The 1330-nt window shown below is 39.1% G+C and carries 2 protein-coding genes; both read left to right on the forward strand.

Annotation, left to right across the window (positions count from 1 at the left end; all coding sequences use genetic code 11):
* Window positions 1-264 precede the first annotated feature (264 nt).
* A complete protein-coding gene (locus tag AB5Z01_RS13725; protein WP_004614566.1) occupies window positions 265-774 on the forward strand; it encodes a helix-turn-helix domain-containing protein in 510 nt (169 codons plus the stop codon).
* A partial coding sequence (locus tag AB5Z01_RS13730; protein WP_368365622.1) for an IS630 family transposase occupies window positions 744-1330 on the forward strand: 587 nt, incomplete at its 3' end. The genes AB5Z01_RS13725 and AB5Z01_RS13730, both read left to right, overlap by 31 nt.

Raw genomic sequence — 1330 nt, forward strand, 5'->3', positions numbered from 1 at the left:
GTAGCTATTATTTAAAGAAAACTGATCCATTGCGGTGGAATCAGTTTTCTTGTGTTATATAGTTTAAAACGTTTCTAATATTAATGTTGAAGTGGTGGTGCAATGGTACGATTGATATCGTTGTTTGATATTTGAGGAGCATTGAGCAGTGCTGTGAAATTCTGCTGGATGATATCTAGTATACTGTATTGTTGACATTTAACTAAATATTTATAGCTATTATAGCGCTTCATGTTAAAATAAAAGAAAACGGCGGTGATTTATATGGCAAGACCAAGAAAATATGTCATTAAACTTACAGATGATGAATTGAAGACATTAAAATCTATAATTCGCAAAAGTAATACATCTAAAACTATTCGAAGCAGATGCCAGATTATTATTGATTTGGATGAGGCTCATGGGAAAGTATTAACCCATGAGCAATCCGCAAGATCAAATGGTGTTTGCCTGACAACTGTAACGAATACAGTGACCAAATATTTTTCCGGTGGCATTGAAGCGGTTACCGAGTTCAAAAGAAATATCAATTCCGACAATGCAAGGCGTATCCTTGATGGACGTGCAGAAGCACGTATTATTGAACTTGCCTGCGGTCCTGTTCCAGAAGGTCATTCCAGATGGACTTTGCGTCTGCTGGAAAAAGAAGCCAAAGTAGTGCTTGATACACCGGTTAGCAAAGATGCTATCCGTAGAGCCTTAAAAAAAACAAACTTCGACCTCACAAAAATGAATACTGGTGCATTCCCTCAAGAGAGGACGCAGAATTTATAGCTTGTATGGAGGATGTTCTCGATGTATACGAACTTCCATATAACCCACAACGCCCCGTTGTTTGTATGGACGAAAAACCATATCAGTTACTTGGCGAGGCAAGATCCCCACTTCCTATGCGCCCCGGCAATGACCAGAAAGTAGATTCTGAGTATGTCAGAAATGGTACATGCAGCATTTTTGCATTCGTAGAACCGCTTGGTGGAGCTCATCATGTAAGTGTTCGGGAACATCGGACTGCAATTGACTGGGCAGAAGAAATCAAATATCTTGCCGATGTCATGTATCCAGATGTAGAAAAAATAATTCTTGTAATGGATAATCTTAATACACATAAACCAGCATCATTGTACAAACGTTACCCTGCTGATGAAGCCAGAAGAATCATGAAGCGGTTGGAGATTCACTACACACCAAAACATGGCAGCTGGCTTGATATTGCAGAAATCGAACTTAACGTCATGACCAGACAATGTTTGAACAGAAGGATTGATAATATTTCAAATCTTCGTAAGGAATTATCAGCATGGGAAGTTGAACGAAATACCGTAGCCGC

It is taken from the genome of Ruminococcus sp. RTP21359st1_H3_RTP21359_211015 (assembly GCF_040909065.1).
In the GTDB taxonomy this organism is placed as follows: Bacteria; Bacillota; Clostridia; order Oscillospirales; family Ruminococcaceae; genus Hominimerdicola; species Hominimerdicola aceti.

Coding starts and splice junctions, on each gene's coding strand:
- AB5Z01_RS13725 (WP_004614566.1), top strand. CDS start 265: ATGGCAAGACCAAGAAAATATGTCATTAAACTTACAGATGATGAATTG.